Consider the following 13,374-nt stretch of genomic DNA (forward strand, 5'->3'; position numbering starts at 1 on the left):
CGGGGCATGGAGACCACGGCGTACGACAAGGACGGGCACACCCCCGCCGCGAGCCCCTGGGCCGCGGTGGGGGTCTCCGCATTCGACGAGCGTCTGTACCAGGCCGTCCTCAACCAGCCCGACGCCGGTGTGACCGGCTGGGCCCTGCTGACCGGCGCCTCCCCGGCCCGGGTCCGTGAGGTGTGCGACCGGCTGCTCGCGCTCGGGCTGCTGCAACCACCGGACTCCATGGGTGGGATACGGGCCGTCGATCCCCGGGTGGCAATCCGGGGGCTGATCAGACGGCGTGAGACGGAGTCCGAGCTGCTGGCCGCGACCGCCGAGGAGATGGCGACCGCGTTCGAGGCGGGGCTGCTGCGCGAGGAACCGTCCCGGCTGGTCGAGGTGGCCTCCGGCGAGGGCGCCATCGCGGCACGCCTGGAAGAGATGTACGCGCGCGCGGAGCACGAGGTGTGCCTCTTCGACACACCGCCGTATCTCGCCCCGGCCGGTCCGCAGGTGGACCTCCAGGCCGATCTGCTCAACCGCGGGATCGTCTCCCGAGGGATCTACTCGGCGACCGGCCTGGAGGATCCGAAGATCCTGTCCCGCGCCTTCAGAATGATCGAACTCGGCGAGCAGGCACGCGTGTTGCCGTCCGTCCCCCTCAAACTCCTCGTGGTGGACGGATGCCGGGCGCTGCTGCCGCTGACCGCCTCCGCGGCCGGCGGCTACTGCGCCGTCGTGGTGTGGCACTCGGCGGTGACCGAGGCCCTGCAGAAGCTCTTCGACATGGCCTGGCAGCAGGCGGCTCCGCTGGGTCAGACGGTCGACGACGGTGGGCTCACCGAGAGCGAGCGGACGCTGATCCGCCTGCTGGCGGCCGGGATGAAGGACGAAGCGGTGGCCCGCCACCTGGGAGTGAGCCTGCGGACCCTGCGGCGGCGCGTGAGCGAGCTGCAGGAGCGGCTGGGTGCGGCGAGCAGATTCCAGCTGGGAATGCGGGCTTCCCGACGGGGCTGGGTATAGCGGCGACCAGTCCGGCAGGTTCGCCCCACATGCCGGACGCAGCGGCCCCGCACCCGCCCACCCCAACCACGAGGCCCCCCGCCCGCCACCGCCCTGGGTATGTTGGCCGCATGGGCACGGAATACCGCATGACCGAACTCGCGGCCGCCGCAGGCGTCCCCGTACGAACCGTGCGGTTCTACCGGGAGCGCAAGCTCCTCCAGCCCCCGCGCAAGGAAGGCCGCATCGCCTGGTACACCGACGGGCACCTGGCCCGTCTCCGCACGATCGCCGCCCTCCTCGACCGCGGCCACACCCTCGGCGGCATCGCCGAGCTGATCACCGCCTTCGAATCCGGCCGCGACGTCCACGGCGCCGCCGAACTCCTCGGCATCCAGGACACCCTCGTCCGCCCCTTCTCCGAGGAGACGCCCGTCCGCCTCACCCCGGAGGAACTCGCCGACCGCTTCGGCGACGAGATCAGCCCGCAGAACCTGGCCGCCGCCCTGGACATCGGTTACGTCGCGATCGACGGCGAGGAGTTCGTACACGCCAGCCGCCGCCTCCTCGACGTATCGGCCGCACTGGTCGAGAACGGCGTCCCCCTCTCAGCCGTGCTGGCCGCCGGCCGCGAGGTCCGCCGGCACGCGGACGCGCTGGCGGACCTGTTCACGGGCCTGATCCGCGATCACGTACTGGCGGACGTACTCGACACGGACGTGGCGGACCTCAGCCCCGAGCAGCTCACGCACGTGGTGGAGACGGTGGAACGCCTGCGCCCGATGGCGAAGTCCGTACTGGAGGCGGAGGTGGCGATGGCGATGGACCGCCGCATACACGCGGAACTGGAGGACTGGCACCACCGCCACGGCGACACCCCCGGCGCACCCTGACTCAGGGCGTCCCCGCACCCGCCGCCCGCTCCAGCAGCAGCGCCCGCTCCTTCGCGTTACGCGTCAGCCCCGCCGCCCGCTCGAACTCCGCCCGCGCCTCCGCCCGCCTGCCGAGCCGCTCCAGCAGGTCCCCGCGCACGCTGGGCAGCAGGTGGTAGTCCTTCAGCGCGGGCTCGTCGAGCAGCGCGTCTACGATGGCGAGCCCCTGCTCCGGCCCGTCCGCTCGGGCCACGGCGACGGCCCGGTTGAGTTCGACGACCGGGGAGGGCGCGGTCCGGGCGAGCTGCCCGTACAGCAGGGCGATGCGCCGCCAGTCCGTGTCGGCGGCGTCGGCCGCCGAGGCGTGGCAGGCGGCGATGGCGCCCTGCAGGGTGTACGGGCCCGGGGCGCCGGTCTGCGCGGCCTCGGCGCGGGCGAGGGCGGCGAAGCCGCGGCGGATGAGGAGGTGGTCCCAGCGGGACCGGTTCTGGTCCATCAGCAGGACCGGCTCGCCGTCCAGCCCAGTGCGGGCGGCCGACCGCGACGCCTGGATCTCCAGAAGCGCGGCCAGCCCGTGCACCTCGGGCTCCTCGGGCATCAGCCCCTGCAGCAGCCGTACGAGCCGCAGCGCGTCCTCGCACAGCGCGGGGCGCATCCAGTCGTCACCGGCCGTGGCGGAGTAACCCTCGTTGAAGATCAGGTAGATGACCTCCAGCACGGAGCCCAGCCGCTCGCCCCGCTCCTGCCCGCCCGGCACCTCGAAGGGCACGTTCGCCTTCGCCAGGTTCTTCTTCGCCCGTACGACGCGCTGCGCCACGGTCGCCTCGGGGACGAGGAACGCGCGGGCGATCTCCTCCGTCCGCAGCCCGCCGAGCATCCGCAGCGTGAGCGCGACACGGGCGTCGGTGGACAGCACGGGATGGCAGGCGGTGAAGACGAGCCGCAGCAGATCGTCCTCGATCCGGTCGTCGTCGACCCGGCCGAGGACGGCCTCCAGCTCGGCCTCGGTGTCGAGCGCCGCCCCCGTCTCGAGGTCCCGCCCGACCTCGGCCAGCTTCCTGGCGTACGTCTCGTGGCGCCGGATCAGATCGATGGCCCGCCGCTTGCCGACGGCGGTCAGCCACGCCCCCGGCCGCTCGGGCACCCCGTCCCGGGGCCACTGCTCCAGGGCGGCGACGAGCGCGTCCTGCGCCAGCTCCTCGGCCAGCCCCACATCCCGTACGAGATGGGCGATCCCGGCGATCACCCGGGCGGCCTCGATCCGCCACACGGCGTCGATGGCACTGCGCGTCTGCTGGTCCAGGGCGTCCACAACCACCCATCACAGCAAACGGCCCCCGCGCACCGCAAACACCGCGCCCGGCCCGGGCCGCCTCGGCCGGCAAGCCCGGGCGGCGAGAGGCTGGCGAACACCGGCCAGGGGCGCGCGCCCGTCACACGCGCCCCGGTGCGGCCGGCCGGCTCAGGGCCGCTCCATCTCCCGCACCTCGCAGGTGATGTTCCACTGGTCGCCGTGGATCAGCAGGAACCGCTTGGTCCACTCCAGGGCCTCGGCCTCGTCCTTGGTCTGGAAGATGGCGTACCCGCCGATCACTTCCTTCGACTCGGTGAACGGCCCGTCGGTGGTGCTGAGCTGCCCGCCGCGCAGATGCACCCGCTTCCCCTCGGCGGTGGGCTTCAGCCCCGCGGTGTCCAGCAGCACCCCGGCCTTGGTCATCTCGTCGATGAGCTTGCCCATGTCCTCCATGAGCTGCTCGCTGGGCCCGCCCTCGGGCGTGTCGTTCTCGTCGATCCGGATCACCGACAGATAGAGCGGCATGGCACTGACTCCTCTTCCTCGCGCAGGATCCCTGACTGAACCCTGCCTCCACTGACGCGTCGAACGAGGGACACGGCAATCGACACGGCCCGCGAAAAATCTTCCGGGAGCCCCCCGCCCTCAGACCGCGGGCCCGTACGTGACCGTCACCGGCGCGTGGTCGCTCCACCGCTCCGGGTGACTCGAAGCCCGCTCCACCCGGCCCTTCAGCGCACGGACCGCGAGCCCCTTCGTCGCGACCTGGTAGTCGATGCGCCACCCCGTGTCGTTGTCGAAGGCCCTCCCCCGGTACGACCACCACGTGTACGGACCCTCGACGTCCGGGTGCAGCTCCCGCATCACGTCGGCGTACTCCGCCTCCCCGAGGACCCGGCTCAGCCACGCGCGCTCCTCCGGGAGGAAGCCGGAGTTCTTGACGTTGCCCCGCCAGTTCCTGATGTCCGCCTCGCGGTGGGCGATGTTCCAGTCGCCGCACACCACGACCTCGCGGCCATAGGCCGCCGCCCGCTCGCGGAGCCCCTTCAGATACGGGAGGAACTCGCCCATGAAGCGCTCCTTCTCCTCCTGCCGCTCCGTGCCGACCTCCCCGGCCGGCAGATAGAGGCTCGCGACCGTGACCCCCGGCAGGTCCGCCTCGATGTAGCGGCCGCTCGTGTCGAACTCCGACGAGCCGAAGCCCACCCGCACCTCGTCCGGCTCCCGCCGGGTGTACAGGGCGACGCCCGCGCGCCCCTTCGCCGCGGCCGGGGCGAAGGCGGTGAACCACCCCTCCGGCTCCCGGACGTGCGCGGGCATCTGGTCCGCCTCGGCCCGCACCTCCTGCAGGCACACCACATCCGCGTCCGTCGCCGCCAGCCAGGGCACGAAGCCCTTCTTCGCCGCGGCCCGGATGCCGTTCACGTTCACGGTCGTCACAGTCAGCACCCGAGCACCCTAGCCTCCGGCACCGACAAACCCGTCCTTACCATGTGTCGCATGGAGATCCGCCCCGTCCGTTACGACCACCCCGACGCCGCCAGGCTCGACGCGCGGGTCCAGGCCGAGTACGTCGAGCGCTACGGCGACGGCGACTCCGCCCCCATGGACCCCGAGGAGTTCGAGCCGCCGCACGGCCGCTACTTCCTCGTGTACGACGACGCCGGCACCCCCGTCGCCACCGGCGGCTGGCGCGCCCGCAGCGGCGGGAGCGAGGAGGGCTACGCGGACGGCGACGCCGAGATCAAGCGGATGTACGTCGTCCCCGAGGCCCGGGGCCTGGGCCTGGCCCGCCGCGTGCTGGCCGCGCTGGAGGCCGACGCCCGCGCCGCCGGCCGGGTGCGCATGGTGCTCGAGACCGGCATCAAGCAGCCGGAGGCGATGTCCCTCTACGTCTCCGAGGGCTACGAATCCGCAGCTCAGAAGTTCGGCACGTACCGCGACTACGACGACAGCCGCTGCTATACCAAGGTTCTTCCGGTTCTGGTGGCCCATCCCGCCGCCCCGGTGCGAGAATGGGAACGCAGCAGTCCGCTGGAGCCGTGAGGGACACAGCTCAGCAGCGGGCTCCTGGGCGACAGAGGGCCAGCCGCGAACCGGCCCCGGGACCCGAGGAGTGATGCGCATGAAGGAATCAACGCGACAGTGACGTGTCCTTGAACGTCGGGCAGGCCACTGCCACGTCGGACCCGCCCAGCCTTCGTGCCGGGCGGGTCTTCTCGTACCCGGCCACACTCCGCCGTACGACGGTCGCGCCCCCTCACTCCCCGCGCTCGTCGATCACCCGACGGATCTTCCCCACCGACCGCTCCAGCGTCTCCGGGTCCACCACCTCGGCCCGCACGCTGACCCCCACGCCGTCCTTCACCGCCCGGACGATCTCCGCCGCGGCCTCCTCGCGCCGCGCGGCGGGCGCGTCGGGGCGGGCCTCCACCCGGACCGTCATCCCGTCCAGGCGGCCCTCGCGGGTCAGGCGGATCTGGAAGTGCGGGGCGACACCCGCCGTACGCAGCACGATCTCCTCGATCTGCGTCGGGAAGACGTTCACCCCGCGCAGGATGATCATGTCGTCGCTGCGCCCGGTGACCTTCTCCATACGGCGGAAGGCGGGCCGGGCGGTGCCGGGCAGCAGGCGGGTGAGGTCGCGGGTGCGGTAGCGGATGATCGGCATGGCCTCCTTGGTGAGGGAGGTGAAGACCAGCTCGCCGCTCTCGCCGTCCGGCATCGCCTCACCGGTGAAGGGGTCGACGATCTCCGGGTAGAAGTGGTCCTCCCAGATGTGCAGCCCGTCCTTGGTCTCGACGCACTCCTGGGCCACGCCCGGGCCCATGACCTCCGACAGCCCGTAGATGTCGACGGCGTCGATGCCCGCCCGCTGCTCGATCTCCCGGCGCATCTCCTCCGTCCACGGCTCGGCCCCGAAGATGCCGACCTTCAGCGAACTCGCCCGCGGGTCGAGGCCCTGCTTCTCGAACTCGTCGAGGAGGGTCAGCATGTACGACGGGGTGACCATGATGATCTCGGGCCTGAAGTCGTTGATCAGCTGCACCTGCCGCGCGGTCATCCCGCCGGACGCCGGGATCACGGTGCAGCCGAGCCGCTCGGCGCCGTAGTGCGCCCCGAGTCCACCGGTGAACAGCCCGTACCCGTACGCCACATGCACCTTGCGCCCCGGCCGGCCGCCGGCCGCGCGGATGGAGCGGGCGACGACGTCCGCCCACGTCGACAGGTCGGCCTCGGTGTAGCCGACGACCGTGGGGAGGCCGGTGGTGCCGCTGGAGGCGTGCAGCCGGCGGACGTCGGCCATCGGGACGGCGAACATCCCGAAGGGGTACGCCTCGCGCAGGTCCGCCTTGGTGGTGAAGGGGAAGCGGGCGAGGTCGGCCAGGGACCGCAGGTCCCCGGGCCCGACGCCGTGGGCGTCGAACTTGGCGCGGTAGAGCGGGACGCTCTCGTACACCCGGTGCAGCGTCTCCTTCAGCCGCTGGAGCTGGTGCTCGCGCAGCCCGTCCGCCGTCATCCGCTCACCGGCGTCCAGCAGCCGGTCGTCCGTCGTGCTCATGGCGTCCCTTCCCTGCCCTGTGCCTCGCGCGGTCACCGCGCGCCTTCCGTTCCCCGGATCGTGCGGCTGCGGCCGCGGAACTCCGCGACGACGTCCTCGCCGCGGTGGACGGTCACGTCGTATATCCCACTGCGCCCGAAGCGCGTGCGCTCCTCGGCGCGCGCGACCAGTTCGTCGCCCTCGTACGCCGGGGCGACGAAGGTGACGTCGGCGCCCGCGGCGACGGTGACCGGTCCGTGGCTGTTGCAGGCGCAGGCGAACGCGGTGTCGGCGAGGAGGAACACGTAGCCGCCGTGGGCGATCCCGTGGCCGTTGACCATGTCGGCGGTGACGCGCATCCGCAGCACGGCCGTGCCCTCGGCGACCTCCAGCAGCTCGATTCCGAGGCGCCGCGACGCGCGGTCCTGTTCGTACATCGTCCTCGCCGCCTGCACGCCTGCTCCCTGAACGCTTGCCGCCCGACCGACCATTCGGTTAGCTTTGCCGTGCACGTAAATCCCTGTCAAGAGGTGGGACATGACGACGCAGCACAGCGCACCCTCGGTGGTCGGCGTGATCGGTGGCGGGCGGATGGGCGCCGGGATCGCGCAGTCCTTCGCCGCCGCGGGCTCCTCCGTCGTCATCGTGGAGAGCGGCGAGCAGGCCGCCGCCGCGGCGCTGGAGCGGGTCGCGACGGGCCTCGCGCGGGCCGCCGAGCGGGGCAAGGTCGCCGATCCCGACGTCGTCCTGGCCCGGGTCCGTACGACCGAGTCCGTGGCCGGGCTGCCCCGGGACGCCGACCTCGTGGTCGAGGCGGTGCCGGAGGACGCGGCGCTGAAGGCGAAGGTCCTGGCCGCCGCCGAGCAGGCCGTCGGCGGTACGACGGTCCTGGCCACGAACACGAGCTCGCTCCCGGTGACGGAGCTGGCGGCGGCCCTCACCGACCCCGGCCGCTTCCTGGGGATGCACTTCTTCAACCCCGTCCCAGCGTCGGCGCTCGTCGAGCTGGTCACCGGCCCGCAGACGGCGCCGGAGACCCTGCGGGCGGCCCGCGCCTGGACGCACGCCCTGGGCAAGACGGACGTCACCGTCAAGGACTCCCCCGGCTTCGCCAGCAGCCGGCTGGGCGTGATGCTGGGGCTGGAGGCGATCCGGATGGTCGAGGAGGGCGTCGCGGCCCCCGCGGACATCGACAACGCGATGACCCTCGGCTACAAGCACCCCATGGGCCCGCTGCGCCTCACGGACCTCGTGGGCCTGGACGTGCGCCTGGCGATCGCCGAGCACCTGCACGCGACCCTGGGCGCCCGTTTCGAGCCCCCCGCGCTCCTTCGCGAGAAGGTCGCGAAGGGCGAGCTGGGGCGTAAGACGGGCCGCGGTTTCTACGACTGGGACGAGTGACGGGGATAACCCGCTGGGTGCCGGCGGCCGCCGGGTGTCGGCGTACACCCAAGGCCGCCCCGATACCCCGGAGCCGTATCGCCCCGCCTCCCCCGGTCCCAAACCTCACCTGCGAATATCAGCCCACAGCGTGACCCGGAGGGTGAGGCCTACTGCTACAGCAGTAGGACGCATTGCATCCGATGGGATGACGACTTCCGCGCCCTCGCGGGGGATCGTTAAGACCATGAGTCCTTTCCTGCTGGCGCTGCTGCTGTCGCTCATCTCCGCGACCGCGTACGCCGGCGCAGCCGTGCTCCAGGAGCGCGTGGCGGCCGCCACCCATGAGCCGTCGTACGCGCCCCTGCGCAACGGCGGCTGGTGGGCGTCGGTGGGGCTGAACGGCTCCGGCGCGCTGCTGCACGTCGCCGCCCTGGTGTACGGCTCGCTCAGCCTCGTCCAGCCGCTGGGCGCCCTGACCATCGTCTTCGCCCTGCCGATCGCGGCCCTGTTCGCCGGCAAGCGGGCCGGCCGTTCCGCGTGGACGGCCGCCGTGATGTGCACACTGGGCCTCGCGGTCATCCTCTCCCTCACGGGCTCGGGCCCGGCGCACGAGCTGTCCCTGGACTCCCGGCTGCTGCTGGCGGCCGGCACGGCCGTCGCGCTCGGCGCGCTGGTGCTCACCGCGCGCCGGCTGGGTCACCGTCCGGCCGCGCGCAGCCTGACGCTGGCGGTGGCCTCGGGCACGGCGTTCGGCATGGCGTCGGTGTTCACCAAGGCCGTCACCGACGATCTGACGGACTTCGTCAGCCTCGGCATGATCGCCCTGCTCGCCCCCGCGGGCCTGATGCTGTCCCAGGCCGCCTACCGCGGCGCGGGCCTGGCCGCCCCGCTGGCCACGCTGACCGTCGTGAACCCGGTGGTCGCCGCGGCGGTCGGGATCGTGGCGATGGGCGAGTCGTTCCGGTACGGGATGGCCGGTGCGGCGGGCGTGGCGGTCGCGGGCCTGGTCGCCGCGGCCGGTGTGTTCGTACTGACCGCCCGGACGGAGTCCGCCCCGCTGCCCGCGGACGCGGCGGCGCTCCCCGCGCAGCGCGAACCCGTACACCGGTGCTCGGGTGCGGCGCGTGTGCCAGGGTTGCCCCATGCGCGCTCCCGTCGCGACCTGCGTCGCCCTCCTCGTACTGCTCACCGGCTGCTCGGGGCGGGCCGGGAGCCCCGACGGGTCCCCCGGCGGGAGTACGCCGGGCCACCGGACCACCCCGGCATCCTCGCTCCGGAGCCCGCAGCCCGCACCCCGGAGCCCGTGGCGGCTGCGCGCCGAAGTACGTGAGACCCTCCCGCACGACACGTCGTCCTTCACCCAGGGCCTGGAGCTGAAGGACGGCGTCCTGTACGAGGGCACCGGCCGCCGCGGCCGCTCGGCCCTCTACGCCGGCAGCCCCGGCGCGCCGCCGATACGCGCCGTGGCGCTGCCGGCGGATCTCTTCGGGGAGGGCATCACGCTGGTCGGCGACCGGGTGTGGCAGCTGACCTGGCAGGAGGGCGTCGCCCTGGAGCGCGACGCCCGCACGCTGAAGGAGCTGCGCCGTGTGCGGTACGACGGCGAGGGCTGGGGGCTGTGCCTGCAGTCGTCCGCCGAGCGCCTGGTGATGAGCGACGGCTCCGCGACCCTGACGTTCCGCGACCCGAAGACCTTCGCCGTACGGGGCACCCTCCCGGTCACGGAGAGCGGCAGCCCGCTGGCCCGCCTCAACGAACTGGAGTGCGCGCCGGACGGCCGCACGGTGTACGCGAACGTCTGGCAGACGGACCGCATCGTCCGTATCGACACGGCCACGGGCGAGGTGACGGCCACGATCGACGCCTCGGGCCTCCTCACGCCCGCGGAACGCACGGCGGGCGCGGACGTCCTGAACGGGATCGCGGCGATCCCGCACACGGACGAGTTCTATGTGACGGGCAAGCTCTGGCCGAAGCTGTTCCGGGTCCGCTTCGTCCCTGAGGGGTGACCGGGACGGAAGGGACCCGGCATGATGCGCGCATGCGGATCAGAACAGCGCGGGCCGACGAACTGAAGCACCTGCAGGACATCGAAAGGGCGGCGGACGCGCTCTTCCGCGACATCGGCATGCCGGAACTGGCCGACGGCGACCCGCACCCCCTGGACGACCTGGCGAACTCCCAGCGCCAGGGCCTCGCCTGGGTCGCGGTCACGGAGGACGACACCCCGGTCGCCTTCCTCACCGCCGAGCCCCTCGACGGCAACCTGCACGTGGAACAGCTCTCGGTCCACCCGTCCCACGCCCGCAAGGGCATAGGCCGCCACCTCCTGGACCACGCGGCGGCCCACGCCTCCGCCTCGGGCACCCCGGCCCTGACCCTGACCACCTGCGCCGACGTCCCCTGGAACGCCCCGTACTACACCCGCTGCGGCTTCCACCCCCTCCCGGACGAGGCGCTCGGCCCGTCCCTCCGCACCCGCGTCGACAACGAGGCGGCGAACGGCCTGGCCCGCTGGGCGCGGGTGTGCATGCGGCGGCCGGTGGACCCGTCCGGACCGGCGTAAAACCGGAGCTGCTCCGGGCCTTACGGGCGGGCGACTCCCGATGTCAGAGCTGCCGGGTACTGTGCGTTCCGCGATCAAGCACAGTGCTGCGGGGAGGGCCCATGGGAGCGAAGACGGGACTGCTGGTTTACGCGGACGGTGTCGTACCCGACGCGCTGCGGCAGGCCGGCGCTGCGAGCACGGAGCGGACGGCCGCCATGATGAGGCGGCTCCACCCGGGCTGGACGATCGAGGAGGCCCCGGGTTCGACGCTGGGGCACGGCGTGTACCCGCCGGACGGAACGGCCTACGCGGCGAGCTGGCCCGGCATCGAGATCATCTGCGATCGACACGTCATGCTCGATTACCCGTCGCGGCTTCCCGAGCACCTCGTTGCGGCGAGTGCCGGTCGACGCCTGGTTCTGCACGCCATGCACAGTGTGGTCGACTGGCTGGCATTCGCCGTGTGGGAAGACGGACGCCTCATCCGCTCCCTGAGCGTGTCGCCGGACCGGGGAATCATGGAGAACATCGGCGAACCGCTCGCCTTCGAGCTCCCGTTCTGGGCAGGGGAGCGCCCGGCGGACGTCATCCCCTGGCCCGGCGAGGAGGAAGAGCCGTACTCGCTGCCCTTCCATCCCCTCGACTTCGGCGAAGAGGCGCTGCGGGCCCTGTGCGGCTTCGTCCAGGAGGGAGGCCCCGATCCGGACGACGTCAACGCGTACAACGTCGAACTGCACGGCTTCCGCATCCAGGACCCGGATGCGCCCAGCCCCGCCGAGAGGGAGGCAGCACTGAAGCGCGCCGTGGCGGCCATGGGCCCCCCGCGCGTCTTCACCCTGGGCCCGGACGGTTCCTTGATCGAACGTGGCGGTCTGTAGCAGTTTGAGTGCCCTCGAACGGTGAAGATGGCTATCGTCGCGAGCATGAAGGTCCGGCGCAATGTTCGCGCGGTTCTGCTCGATGGCGACCATCTGGTGTTTCTGCGTCGGGGATGGCCCGGCGGATCCACGTTCTACACAACCGTTGGTGGAGGCGTCGAAACCGAAGACGCGGGGCTGGAAGCGGCCTTACGCCGTGAGGTCATGGAGGAGATCGGCGCCACGATCGGTCCTCCCGTCGAGTTCCTGACCATGACTGAACCCGGCGAGAGGGTCACGGCGGTATGGCACTACTTCCGCGCTGACGTGCTGGACACGGACGTGGGCCGCCGCAGCGGGCCCGAGGTGAGTGATCCCGACCTGGGAGATTTCACGCCGGTCCATGTCCCACTCGACGTATCAGCCGTGGCTGCGCTCGGACTCGAGCCGCCCGAGCTCGCCGACTACCTGCGCGATCACATTGCGTCGTGGGGCATCTGAAGTCGGCAGTAGAGACAGTCCACCGACTGGAGCCGGGCTCGTGTGCGAGACAGCCTTCGCGGCAGCACCCGCGTCGTCGGTCGGGAGTCACGAGCACTCGTCGGAGACGACGAACAGCGCCCCCGCGCGGTGACCTGCCCAGCGCGCGCTGTGTCCCTCTTCTGAGGGATGACGCCGAGGCAAGTTTCGAAGTAGTTTCAAAGTCATGAGTTCCGAGAGCGCAGCCGTGAATTTCTCCGAGCTGGTGAACAAGAACAAACAGACCCTCGCCCGGCTCGAGGAATCGCCCAGACTGCTCCTTCACCGCAGAGACGGCGAGGACCTCGTCCTCACCACCGCGGCGCGGGCCGAGCAGGACCAGACGGTGGTGTCGGCAGCCACCCGGATGCTGGCCGCGCTGGCGCGCCGGGAGCCCGGCAGTACGGAGCTGCTCCTCGACATCCTGCCGGACGCCTTCCCATGGGTCCGCTTCCTGCCCGAGCCCGATCTGCACGCCTTCGCGGTCGACCTGGTCGACACCATGCGTGCCGCCGACTCAGTCGGCAACAGCGCGTCCGTCGCCCAACTGCTCATCGCCTGGCAGCACACCGCCGAGGTCTACTCCGACCCCGAACTGCTGGCCGCACTGACCAGGGATCACGGCGAGGACTACGGCCCGGTCCCCGACCCTCGGGACATGGCATGACCGCGGGACGCGGCGATCGAGCGGCGCCCCCTGCACCGGAAGGCCACTGGGAGGTCCGCTTCGCTGACGCCGCCTCGGCCAAGGGCTGGGAAAGCCTCACCCAGCAAGCCCGCGAGAACACATACCGCGCGTGGATCACCATGCGCACCACCCCCAGGCCGGCCACCGAGACACCCCGGCACCACCGCCTCAAGGGTGGCCTGGCGCACGGAAGCCACCGCGGACAGACCTGCGAGCAGTGGCAGATCGAAGTGACCGGCGGCGGCCGCATCTGGTACCTGCTGGACACCGCACGCGAAACCTGCTGGATCACCTTCGCGGGAACCGGTCACCCGCGAGCCACAGACAGACGATGCCCCTGACCCCGGCACCCTTGGGCCAGCCTCCACTGCCCTGGCGCGACGTCTGCGCCCCAGCCCCAAAAGCAGAAGACCCGCCGGTGTAAACCGGCGGGTCTTCTCATGTGCGTGGGGTGTTCACGAGTGCGTCTGATCAGTTGCAATGCGAGGGCTTGAAGATCATTACCCGTCCGCCCGGTGATCGTTGCCCATGGTGGGCCCTGACCGAGCGCACGGCGAACGAGATCACAGCAGCCCTTCGGCAGGCAAGGCGACTTCATGCGCCGGCCGTGTGGGCATACACGCGGAGTGGGTCGAGGTGTAGTTCGTGGGGTCCGAGGCAGTCCGCCGCCAGGGTGGCCACGAGT

16 protein-coding genes are annotated in these 13,374 nt (G+C 71.8%); 11 read left to right on the forward strand and 5 right to left on the reverse strand.

Annotated features, from left to right (window positions below; all coding sequences use genetic code 11):
* Nucleotides 1-6: 6 nt before the first annotated feature.
* Together AB0M28_RS24195 and AB0M28_RS24200 are read left to right on the forward strand one after the other, a co-directional pair.
* The gene (locus tag AB0M28_RS24195) at nucleotides 7-1,008 is read left to right on the forward strand and encodes a helix-turn-helix transcriptional regulator (protein WP_365408578.1); all 1,002 of its coding nucleotides are present in this window, start codon (nucleotides 7-9) and stop codon (nucleotides 1,006-1,008) included.
* 110 nt (nucleotides 1,009-1,118) lie between these two features.
* Nucleotides 1,119-1,880, forward strand: coding sequence for a MerR family transcriptional regulator (locus tag AB0M28_RS24200; protein WP_365408581.1), 762 nt, complete (start codon nucleotides 1,119-1,121; stop codon nucleotides 1,878-1,880).
* A gap of 1 nt (nucleotide 1,881) precedes the next feature.
* Here the strand turns inward: AB0M28_RS24200 and AB0M28_RS24205 are convergent, their stop codons facing one another.
* The 3 genes from AB0M28_RS24205 to AB0M28_RS24215 form a co-directional block, all read right to left on the reverse strand.
* A complete protein-coding gene (locus AB0M28_RS24205) occupies nucleotides 1,882-3,177 on the reverse strand; it encodes an RNA polymerase sigma factor (RefSeq protein ID WP_365408584.1) in 1,296 nt (431 codons plus the stop codon).
* A gap of 144 nt (nucleotides 3,178-3,321) precedes the next feature.
* Nucleotides 3,322-3,678, reverse strand: a complete 357-nt coding sequence (locus tag AB0M28_RS24210; RefSeq protein ID WP_365408587.1) for a YciI family protein — start codon at nucleotides 3,676-3,678, stop codon at nucleotides 3,322-3,324.
* 120 nt (nucleotides 3,679-3,798) lie between these two features.
* On the reverse strand, nucleotides 3,799-4,602 hold the full coding sequence (locus tag AB0M28_RS24215; RefSeq protein ID WP_365408590.1) for an exodeoxyribonuclease III: 804 nt from the start codon (nucleotides 4,600-4,602) through the stop codon (nucleotides 3,799-3,801).
* Nucleotides 4,603-4,653: 51 nt separating this feature from the next.
* Between AB0M28_RS24215 and AB0M28_RS24220 the strand changes: the two genes are divergently transcribed.
* Nucleotides 4,654-5,199, forward strand: coding sequence for a GNAT family N-acetyltransferase (locus AB0M28_RS24220; protein ID WP_365408593.1), 546 nt, complete (start codon nucleotides 4,654-4,656; stop codon nucleotides 5,197-5,199).
* A 214-nt stretch (nucleotides 5,200-5,413) separates the two neighbouring features.
* Here AB0M28_RS24220 and paaK read toward each other — a convergent pair whose 3' ends face one another.
* Together paaK and paaI are read right to left on the reverse strand one after the other, a co-directional pair.
* A complete protein-coding gene (gene paaK / locus AB0M28_RS24225; protein ID WP_365408596.1) occupies nucleotides 5,414-6,715 on the reverse strand; it encodes a phenylacetate--CoA ligase PaaK in 1,302 nt (433 codons plus the stop codon).
* Between the two features lie 32 nt (nucleotides 6,716-6,747).
* A complete protein-coding gene (gene paaI / locus AB0M28_RS24230) occupies nucleotides 6,748-7,131 on the reverse strand; it encodes a hydroxyphenylacetyl-CoA thioesterase PaaI (protein ID WP_365408619.1) in 384 nt (127 codons plus the stop codon).
* A gap of 100 nt (nucleotides 7,132-7,231) precedes the next feature.
* Between paaI and AB0M28_RS24235 the strand changes: the two genes are divergently transcribed.
* The 8 genes from AB0M28_RS24235 to AB0M28_RS24270 all read left to right on the forward strand — a co-directional run bounded on the left by AB0M28_RS24235 (nucleotide 7,232) and on the right by AB0M28_RS24270 (nucleotide 13,030).
* A complete protein-coding gene (locus AB0M28_RS24235) occupies nucleotides 7,232-8,095 on the forward strand; it encodes a 3-hydroxyacyl-CoA dehydrogenase family protein (protein WP_365408599.1) in 864 nt (287 codons plus the stop codon).
* Between the two features lie 226 nt (nucleotides 8,096-8,321).
* Nucleotides 8,322-9,407: a DMT family transporter gene (locus AB0M28_RS24240; RefSeq protein ID WP_365408602.1), complete on the forward strand. Its 1,086-nt coding sequence runs from the start codon at nucleotides 8,322-8,324 to the stop codon at nucleotides 9,405-9,407.
* Nucleotides 9,388-10,086: a glutaminyl-peptide cyclotransferase gene (locus tag AB0M28_RS24245; RefSeq protein WP_365408622.1), complete on the forward strand. Its 699-nt coding sequence runs from the start codon at nucleotides 9,388-9,390 to the stop codon at nucleotides 10,084-10,086. Before AB0M28_RS24240 ends, AB0M28_RS24245 begins: the two co-directional genes overlap by 20 nt.
* Before the next feature lie 32 nt (nucleotides 10,087-10,118).
* The gene (locus AB0M28_RS24250) at nucleotides 10,119-10,643 is read left to right on the forward strand and encodes a GNAT family N-acetyltransferase (RefSeq protein WP_365408604.1); all 525 of its coding nucleotides are present in this window, start codon (nucleotides 10,119-10,121) and stop codon (nucleotides 10,641-10,643) included.
* Between the two features lie 101 nt (nucleotides 10,644-10,744).
* Nucleotides 10,745-11,503 carry a hypothetical protein gene (locus tag AB0M28_RS24255; RefSeq protein ID WP_365408607.1) on the forward strand — a complete coding sequence of 253 codons (759 nt, stop codon included), beginning with the start codon at nucleotides 10,745-10,747 and terminating at the stop codon, nucleotides 11,501-11,503.
* Nucleotides 11,504-11,530: 27 nt separating this feature from the next.
* A complete protein-coding gene (locus tag AB0M28_RS24260) occupies nucleotides 11,531-11,983 on the forward strand; it encodes an NUDIX domain-containing protein (protein WP_365408625.1) in 453 nt (150 codons plus the stop codon).
* 205 nt (nucleotides 11,984-12,188) lie between these two features.
* Nucleotides 12,189-12,668, forward strand: a complete 480-nt coding sequence (locus AB0M28_RS24265) for a hypothetical protein (RefSeq protein WP_365408610.1) — start codon at nucleotides 12,189-12,191, stop codon at nucleotides 12,666-12,668.
* Nucleotides 12,665-13,030, forward strand: coding sequence for a hypothetical protein (locus AB0M28_RS24270; RefSeq protein WP_365408613.1), 366 nt, complete (start codon nucleotides 12,665-12,667; stop codon nucleotides 13,028-13,030). Before AB0M28_RS24265 ends, AB0M28_RS24270 begins: the two co-directional genes overlap by 4 nt.
* Nucleotides 13,031-13,374 lie beyond the last annotated feature (344 nt).

The organism is Streptomyces sp. NPDC051940 (genome assembly GCF_040680895.1).
GTDB lineage: Bacteria > Actinomycetota > Actinomycetes > Streptomycetales > Streptomycetaceae > Streptomyces.

Coding starts and splice junctions, on each gene's coding strand:
- AB0M28_RS24195 (WP_365408578.1), top strand. CDS start 7: ATGGAGACCACGGCGTACGACAAGGACGGGCACACCCCCGCCGCGAGC.
- AB0M28_RS24200 (WP_365408581.1), top strand. CDS start 1,119: ATGGGCACGGAATACCGCATGACCGAACTCGCGGCCGCCGCAGGCGTC.
- AB0M28_RS24210 (WP_365408587.1), bottom strand. CDS start 3,678: ATGCCGCTCTATCTGTCGGTGATCCGGATCGACGAGAACGACACGCCC.
- AB0M28_RS24220 (WP_365408593.1), top strand. CDS start 4,654: ATGGAGATCCGCCCCGTCCGTTACGACCACCCCGACGCCGCCAGGCTC.
- paaK (WP_365408596.1), bottom strand. CDS start 6,715: ATGAGCACGACGGACGACCGGCTGCTGGACGCCGGTGAGCGGATGACG.
- paaI (WP_365408619.1), bottom strand. CDS start 7,131: ATGTACGAACAGGACCGCGCGTCGCGGCGCCTCGGAATCGAGCTGCTG.
- AB0M28_RS24235 (WP_365408599.1), top strand. CDS start 7,232: ATGACGACGCAGCACAGCGCACCCTCGGTGGTCGGCGTGATCGGTGGC.
- AB0M28_RS24240 (WP_365408602.1), top strand. CDS start 8,322: ATGAGTCCTTTCCTGCTGGCGCTGCTGCTGTCGCTCATCTCCGCGACC.
- AB0M28_RS24250 (WP_365408604.1), top strand. CDS start 10,119: ATGCGGATCAGAACAGCGCGGGCCGACGAACTGAAGCACCTGCAGGAC.
- AB0M28_RS24255 (WP_365408607.1), top strand. CDS start 10,745: ATGGGAGCGAAGACGGGACTGCTGGTTTACGCGGACGGTGTCGTACCC.
- AB0M28_RS24260 (WP_365408625.1), top strand. CDS start 11,531: ATGGCTATCGTCGCGAGCATGAAGGTCCGGCGCAATGTTCGCGCGGTT.
- AB0M28_RS24265 (WP_365408610.1), top strand. CDS start 12,189: ATGAGTTCCGAGAGCGCAGCCGTGAATTTCTCCGAGCTGGTGAACAAG.
- AB0M28_RS24270 (WP_365408613.1), top strand. CDS start 12,665: ATGACCGCGGGACGCGGCGATCGAGCGGCGCCCCCTGCACCGGAAGGC.